This window comes from Oerskovia rustica, from assembly GCF_014836555.1.
In the GTDB taxonomy this organism is placed as follows: Bacteria; Actinomycetota; Actinomycetes; order Actinomycetales; family Cellulomonadaceae; genus Oerskovia; species Oerskovia rustica.
This window is the reverse complement of sequence record NZ_JACSQQ010000010.1, coordinates 1-7,234: the sequence shown is the minus strand read 5'-3', so window position 1 is coordinate 7,234 and position 7,234 is coordinate 1. Positions and strand designations below refer to the sequence as shown.

Sequence of the window (7,234 nt, the reverse complement as noted above, 5' to 3'; positions counted from 1 at the left end):
GGATCGACGCCCGCGCGTCGCTCTCGGTCGCTGCTGGTCGCGGCGCAGTCGCCGGTTCGGGTGCGGTCTCGGAGGGTCAGGTTCCGCTGCTCGACGCGTCGGGGACGGACCTGCGCGAGCTCGCGCGCATCCTGCTCGAGGAGCGCGACCGCCGTGACGCCCGGAGCAGCGAGATCTCGTTCCCCGCGCACATCTCGGCATCCGGGCTCGTGCGTCTGGCCGCGGACCGGGGCGAGTACGCGCTGCACCTGCGGCGCCCGGTGCCTGCGCAGCCCACGGTGCACGCGCGCCGCGGCACGCAGTTCCACCTGTGGGCCGAGCAGTACTTCACGTCGTCGTCGTTGCTCGACGTCGACGACCTGCCCGGTGCCGACGACGAGGACATCTCGCCGGACCTGGACCTCGACGCGCTCCAGCAGACGTTCCTCGCCTCGGAGTGGGCGGGGCGCACACCGCTCGCCGTGGAGGTCGACGTCGAGACCCCCGTGGGCGGCATCATGTTCCGTTCGCGCATCGACGCCGTCTTCCCCGAGAGCCCCGAGCACGCGGACGACGGCGCGCAGGACGCAGTGGTGGTCGTGGACTGGAAGACCGGCAAGGCCCCACGTGACGCCGAGGCCCGGCGCACGCGCGAGGTCCAGCTCGCGGTCTACCGGCTCGCGTGGTCGCGCTGGTCCGGGCTGCCCGTCGAGAAGGTCAACGCCGCGTTCTACTACCTGGGCTCCGACGAGACCGTGCGCCCGGAGCGGCTGCTCGACGCAGCTGAGCTGGAGGCGCTCGTGGCGGGCAGCTGACGACCGCCGGGGGCTGCCTGCTACCCCTCGCTCTCCCCGCTCGTCACCTCGTCGAGGTCGATCAGCATGTCGACCGCGTCGTCGATCACGTCCTGGAGTCCGTGCCGCACGCCGTGCAGCAGCCAGCGGGCCAGGGCCAGCTCGCCCGCGAGCAGCGCCCGGTCGGTCAGGTGGGGGTCGGTGAGCTCGGTGCGGCGGAGCTGGTAGGCCTCCATGATCGAGTCGATCGCCTCGGGCGGCGCCGCGACGAGCAGCCACGCGAGGTCGTCGGCGGGGTCGGCGACGCGCGCCTCGGCCCAGTCGGTGATGGCGACGACGCGACCGCGCGCGACGAGCACCTGCTCGGTGCCCAGGTCGCCGTGCACGACGACGGGTTGGTACTTCCACAACGACACGTCCTCGAGCGCGGTCTCCCAGCGGCGCAGGAGCCGGGCGGGCACCCTGCCGGTCTTGGCGGCCTCGTCGACCTCGGCGAGACGCCGGTCGCGGTACTCGGCGGCCGTGTAGACGGGCAGGCCCGCGTTCTCGACGACCGAGTGCGGGAGCTCGTGCACCGCGGCGAGGACACGGCCGATGTCCGCGGCGAGCCCGGGGCCGGGGCGCAGCGTGTCGAGGTCGAGCGGCACCCCGCCGTACCGGTGGTGCACGACGGCGCGCCCGCCCTCGGGGAGCAGCGCGTAGCCCAGGACGTCGGGCACGGTGAAGGACAGGACGCCCGTCGTGACGTAGTGGCGCAGCGAGTCCAGCAGCGCGGTCTCGGCCTCGAGGGCCGCGCCGGCCGCGAGGGTGCGGGGCGCGCGGACGACCCATTCCTGTCCGCCGCTGTCGGTGACGATCGCGACGTCGTCGTCGCCCGTCGCTTCGGACGACCGCACGGAGCGGACGTCGAGGCCGGGGACGGCCGCGGTCGCGAGCGCGGCGAGGTTGAGCGGTGAGCGTGGCACGCGACCACGGTAGTCGGTGCGGGGCGGGCGCCGTCACCCGGGCCGTGGCGTGTCCGCGTGCTGGACGTGCCGCGTGCCCCGCCTGCCCCGCGTGACCTACGGTCGACGGGTGACCGACCACACCTCGCCTGCCGTGCCGCACCCCGCCGCTCCCACCCCTGACCCGGCCCTCACCTCGACGCCCGTCGCGGCCCCCGCCGTCGTCTCGGCCGCCTCTGGTGCGTTCGCCGCGCACCTCCCGCTCGCGCACTCGATGCTCGACCGTGCGGCGCACCGCCGCACCGAGGAGGGGCTGTTCGCGACGCTCCGCGCCGACCCGTCGACGCGCGTGGTGCTGCTGCACCGCGGTCGGCTCGCGACCGGCCCGGACGGGCTCGCGCTCGCGACGCCGCAGGAGGTCGCGGCCGTCCCCGAGCCGCACGCGGCCTCGGGGGACCACAGCAACACGCCGCGCTGGGTCTTCCTGGGCGAGGATGCGCCGTCGGGCACGTCCTTCCTGGCTCTCCTCCTGCCCGACGACGCGGACGACCTCGACCTCGACATCGAGGGCGTGGATCCCAAGGGGCCGCTGTCGGTCCTGGTGCGCACGCACGAGTGGGCGGGCCTGCGCGAGCTCGCCTCGCGCCTGGGTCCGCGCGACACGGGCCTGGCGACCGAGGCCGTCGCGCTCGCCGCCTGGCACGCGGCCAACGAGCGCTGCCCGCGCTGCGGCGAGCCGACCGTGCCGGTCGCGGCGGGCTGGGTACGGCGCTGCGTCGCGCAGGACATCGAGCACTACCCGCGCACCGACCCGGCGGTCATCATGGCGGTCGTCGACCCGGGTGCCGGCCCGGGCGAGGACCGGCTCCTGCTCGGCCACGCGGCGCACTGGCCCGAGGGCCGCTTCTCGACCCTCGCGGGCTACGTCGAGCCGGGCGAGGGGCTCGAGCAGGCCGTGCGGCGCGAGGTCGCCGAGGAGGTCGGCGTCACGGTCGGGGAGGTCGTCTACCGCGCGAGCCAGCCGTGGCCGTTCCCGGCCTCGCTCATGCTGGGTTTCACGGCCACGGCGCTCACGACGGACCTCCGGCCCGACGGCGAGGAGGTCACCGACGCGCGCTGGTTCACCCGCGCAGAGCTCACGCAGGCCACGGAGAGCGGGGACGTGAGGCTGCCGAGCCGTTCGTCGATCGCTCGGGCGCTCATCGAGGAGTGGTTCGGGGGTCCGCTCACGGGGGAGTGAGGCATGTCGGTCGCCCACGAGATAGAGGGCTGCCGCCGAGGGAGAGGGCCGGGACCCTCTGCCTCGGGGCGGCAGCCCTCTACCTGGGTGGACCGGCGGAGCGGCTCACCGGCGGACCGGTCGGCGGCGTCAGACCGCGAGGCGCTCCTTGACCTGGGCGAGCGACGGGTTGGTCGCCGCGGTGCCGTCCGGGAAGACCACGGTCGGGACCGTCTGGTTGCCGCCGTTGACCTGCTCGACGTAGGCGGCGCTCTCCGGGTGCTCCTCGATGTTGACCTCGGTGTACCCGATGCCCGCCGAGTCGAGCTGGGTCTTCAGGCGACGGCAGTAGCCGCACCAGGTCGTCGAGTACATGACGATCGATCCGGCGTCGGGGGTGGTCGGGGCCGTGGCCATCGGTGCTCCTTCGTTCGCGGGGCCCGGCCGTGCGCACGGGCCGACAGGCCGGGGTACGAGACCCGGGTGCTGCCGTCGTGGCCAACGCCAGCGCGCGGCGGGTTGTTCCCGGGGCGTGTCCGACACGTCGCACGGAGCATCCGGTCCTGTGGAGAGTGGTGCCCGGTGTGGGCGGGGGCTGAGAGAATCGACGGGATGTCGAACGAGTCAGCGGACCAGATCCTCGAAGCCCTCGACCCCGACCAGCGTGACGTCGCCCTCGCGCTGCACGGGCCCGTCTGCGTGCTCGCAGGTGCAGGGACCGGCAAGACGCGAGCCATCACGCACCGCATCGCGTACGGGGTCCGGACGGGTGTGTACACACCCACGAGCGTCCTGGCGGTGACGTTCACGGCGCGCGCCGCGGGCGAGATGCGCACGCGGCTGCGAGAGCTCGGCGCCACGGGCGTGCAGGCCCGGACGTTCCACGCCGCGGCGCTGCGCCAGCTCAGCTACTTCTGGCCCAAGGTCGTGGGCGGTGCGCCACCGCGCATCCTCGAGTACAAGGCTCCTGTCGTCGGCGAGGCCGCGCGGCGGCTGGGGCTCGGTGTGGACCGGATCGCGGTCCGCGACCTGTCCTCCGAGGTCGAGTGGTCCAAGGTCTCGCTCGTGACGGCCGACGACTACGTGAAGGCGTGCGCGGCGATCGACCGCCCGGCGCCCGCGGGCTACGACCACCAGACCGTCGCGCGGCTCATCGCGTCCTACGAGGAGGTCAAGACCGAGCGGTCGGTCATCGACTTCGAGGACGTCCTGCTCATGCTCGGCGACATGCTCTCGTCGCAGGGGGCCATGGCCGACGAGGTGCGCCGCCAGTACCGCCACTTCGTGGTCGACGAGTACCAGGACGTGTCGCCGCTCCAGCAGTTCGTGCTCGACCAGTGGCTCGGCGGACGCAAGGAGCTGTGTGTGGTCGGCGACCCGTCGCAGACCATCTACTCGTTCACGGGCGCCACGCCTCACCACCTGCTCACGTTCCCGAAGAAGTACCCGGGGGCCCAGGTCGTCAAGCTCGTGCGGGACTACCGGTCGACGCCCCAGGTCGTGACGCTCGCGAACCAGCTCCTGGCACGTGCGGGGCGTCGCGGGGGAGCGCACCAGGCGCTCGAGCTCGTCGCCCAGCGACCGTCCGGGCCGCCCGTCGCGTACGTCGCGTACGACGACGACGAGGCAGAGGCCAAGGGCATCGCCGCGCAGATCGGTCGGCTCCTGGCCGCGGGGACGCGTGCGAGCGAGATCGCGATCCTCTACCGCACCAACGCCCAGTCGGAGGGGTTCGAGCAGGCGCTCGCGGACGCCGGCATCGCCTACCTCGTGCGGGGTGGCGAGCGCTTCTTCCAGCGCAAGGAGGTCCGCGACGCGATCGTGCTGCTGCGCGGGGCTGCCCGGTCCGCGGACCCGCAGGTCCCCATGCCGGAGACGGTCCGGGACGTCCTGATCACGGCGGGCTGGGCGAACGAGCCGCCGTCGGCGCGTGGTGCCGCGCGCGAGCGGTGGGAGTCCATGCAGGCCCTGGTAGCCCTGGCCGACGACGTCGCGCGCGTCGCGCCGCAGGACGCGCCTCCCACGGTGGTCTCGTTCGTCGCGGAGCTCGACGAGCGTGCCTCTGCTCAGCACGCGCCCACGGTCGAGGGCGTCACGCTCGCGTCGCTGCACGCGGCCAAGGGGCTCGAGTGGGACGCGGTCTTCCTCGCCGGGATGAGCGAGGGCCTCATGCCCATCTCGCTCGCGGAGACGGACGAGGCGGTCGCCGAGGAGCGTCGCCTGCTGTACGTGGGCATCACGCGTGCGCGTGAGCACCTGCAGGTGTCGTTCGGGCGCTCGCGCAACCCCGGCGGGCGTGCGTCGCGTCGTCGCACGCGGTTCCTCGACGGTCTGTGGCCCGACGACGAGCAGTCGCGGGCTCCGCGTCGTAGCCGCGCGAACCAGAACAAGGTCCAGCTCACGGGCGAGTACGACCAGGCCCTGTTCGAGCAGCTGCGCGAGTGGCGGCTGTCGGTCGCGCAGGAGACGGACAAGCCGGCGTTCACGATCCTGGTCGACGGCACGCTCGCGGCCATCGCCGAGACCCGGCCGGCCTCGGTGCCGGACCTGGCGAGGATCAACGGGATCGGTCCGGCCAAGATCGAGAGGTACGGCGCGACGCTGCTGGACATCGTGGCGCGTTCTGCGGGCTGATTTCGGCGTGATCACGGGCTTCTTCCGGACGCGAGAAAACTCGTCGAAAGAAGTTCGTTAAATAAGTTGTGCGTCCTTCCGAGGGCGGCATATGGTTCAGGAGTCCTTGTAGGAGAGACGCGCGCCGAGAGGCGGGCGTTCGACGGAGATGGGAGGTGGGCTTGGTGAAGCAGATCCTGACGGCGAGCCCGACACACGTGTCGGCCGATCCGATCAACCGCGCACGGCGCGGCGGATCCCTCGTCATCCGCCCCGTTCCCGACTCCGCACTGAGGACGTCGCCGGTCTAGTCACCGACGCACCCTTCTCAGGCCGCGGAGTCCACCTGGACCCGCGGCCTTCGTGTTTCTCCGAATGCGATCGTCTTCCCGGTCAGCCGTCCACCATCCCCGGACGCCACGACCACCTGCGGGTCCTGTGACAAAGAAGTTCACACGCAGATCAGGACATCACTGGAGGACATCGTGCGGCTCACCGCGCTGCTCGACAACATCACTGCCCAGGGCGGATCCGGCCCCTGGACACCCCACCAACCCCTCACCACCCCTCTCGGTTCCTCGGACGCGGCCGAGTTCGACCGGCTCCTCGCCGGGCTGCTGCCCTGCCGCACGAACGACCCTGAGCTCTGGTTCGCCGAGCAGTCGACGCAGGTCGAGCAGGCCAAGGCCCTGTGCCAGGCCTGCCCGCTCGTCGCCGGTTGCCTGGCGGGCGCGATCGAGCGTCAGGAGCCCTGGGGCGTCTGGGGCGGCGAGGTCTTCGTCGACGGAGCCGTCGTCGCCCGCAAGCGTGGGCGTGGCCGGCCGAGCAAGGCCGAGGTCCTCGCCCGCCAGGCGGAGGAGGCGGCTCGCGCCGCCGCCCGCGAGTCGGAAGACTCCGTCTCCGCGTCATCGGTGGCCTGACGTGGCCGCCGCGACCGTCAGGTCCGAGCACCCGCACCGCGGGTGGCTCACCACCTCGCGCAGCCTCGGCACGGCATCGGGAACAGCGATCTCGATGCAGGCCGTGGCTGCGCGGGGTGTCAGCCCGTCGAGGTGCGCGAGCACCTGGCTCGCGGCGATCGCCGCGCCGACGGCTGCCAGCGTGGTCTCCTCGACGTCGAGGACCTCCCGCTGAGGATCCCGTAGCTGGTCCGCGAGCTGCGGCCACTGCGGGTCGAGGTCGGCGCGATGCCCCTCGACGCACCGGACGCACGGCGTCCTTCCCGGTCGGACGAACGGTCCGACAACCACGTCCGCCTCCCGCACCACGACGGGTAGGTGCGGGGTCCCGTCGCCCGTGAGCCGCCCGTACCGTTCAGGACGCAGCACGCGGTGCTCGACCACGACCGCGACGTCCGGTCGCGTCTCGGACGGTGACACCCATCGCGACGCCGCGACCTGGCGGCTGCGCACCTCGGGAGCGACGTCGGACAGGACGCGCCCGGCCGCCTCGCCTCGCGGAAGCCCGACGTCCCGTGCCCGATATCCGCCGAGCCCGACGTCGGTCGCCTGGACCGGTGCGGCGTCGTCGAGCAGGAGCGTACCCACGCCCGCCGTGGCGAGCACGACCGCGATCCCGAGACCCAGCCGCCCCAGCCCCCCGACGGCGACGGTCGCCCGCGCGCGGTGGGCCATCGTGGCCCGGCCGCTCCCGTCGGGGCGCAGCAGCGCGAGGGTGGGGGTGTC

7 protein-coding genes are annotated in these 7,234 nt (G+C 73.2%); 4 read left to right on the top strand and 3 right to left on the bottom strand.

Annotated elements, in window-relative coordinates; genetic code table 11:
* Window positions 1–794 (top strand): PD-(D/E)XK nuclease family protein (locus H9652_RS19690; RefSeq protein ID WP_225227908.1); only part of this gene is annotated, 794 nt, incomplete at its 5' end.
* 20 nt (window positions 795–814) lie between these two features.
* Here H9652_RS19690 and H9652_RS07530 read toward each other — a convergent pair.
* On the bottom strand, window positions 815–1,738 hold the full coding sequence (locus tag H9652_RS07530) for a phosphotransferase (protein ID WP_191795706.1): 924 nt from the start codon (window positions 1,736–1,738) through the stop codon (window positions 815–817).
* A 109-nt stretch (window positions 1,739–1,847) separates the two neighbouring features.
* Between H9652_RS07530 and nudC the strand changes: the two genes are divergently transcribed.
* Window positions 1,848–2,957 carry an NAD(+) diphosphatase gene (gene nudC, locus H9652_RS07525; RefSeq protein ID WP_318244033.1) on the top strand — a complete coding sequence of 370 codons (1,110 nt, stop codon included), beginning with the start codon at window positions 1,848–1,850 and terminating at the stop codon, window positions 2,955–2,957.
* A gap of 129 nt (window positions 2,958–3,086) precedes the next feature.
* On the opposite strand, the gene H9652_RS07520 is transcribed toward nudC, so the two are convergent.
* Complete coding sequence (locus H9652_RS07520; RefSeq protein WP_138825247.1) at window positions 3,087–3,353, bottom strand: mycoredoxin; 267 nt, start codon at window positions 3,351–3,353, stop codon at window positions 3,087–3,089.
* A 195-nt stretch (window positions 3,354–3,548) separates the two neighbouring features.
* Between H9652_RS07520 and H9652_RS07515 the strand changes: the two genes are divergently transcribed.
* Window positions 3,549–5,570, top strand: a complete 2,022-nt coding sequence (locus tag H9652_RS07515) for an ATP-dependent DNA helicase UvrD2 (protein WP_191795705.1) — start codon at window positions 3,549–3,551, stop codon at window positions 5,568–5,570.
* A 464-nt stretch (window positions 5,571–6,034) separates the two neighbouring features.
* Window positions 6,035–6,469, top strand: a complete 435-nt coding sequence (locus H9652_RS07510) for a WhiB family transcriptional regulator (protein WP_191795704.1) — start codon at window positions 6,035–6,037, stop codon at window positions 6,467–6,469.
* Here H9652_RS07510 and H9652_RS07505 read toward each other — a convergent pair.
* Window positions 6,455–7,234: ThiF family adenylyltransferase (locus H9652_RS07505; protein ID WP_191795703.1), on the bottom strand; the 780-nt coding region annotated here is incomplete at its 5' end. The two genes, H9652_RS07510 and H9652_RS07505, sit on opposite strands and share 15 nt — an antisense overlap.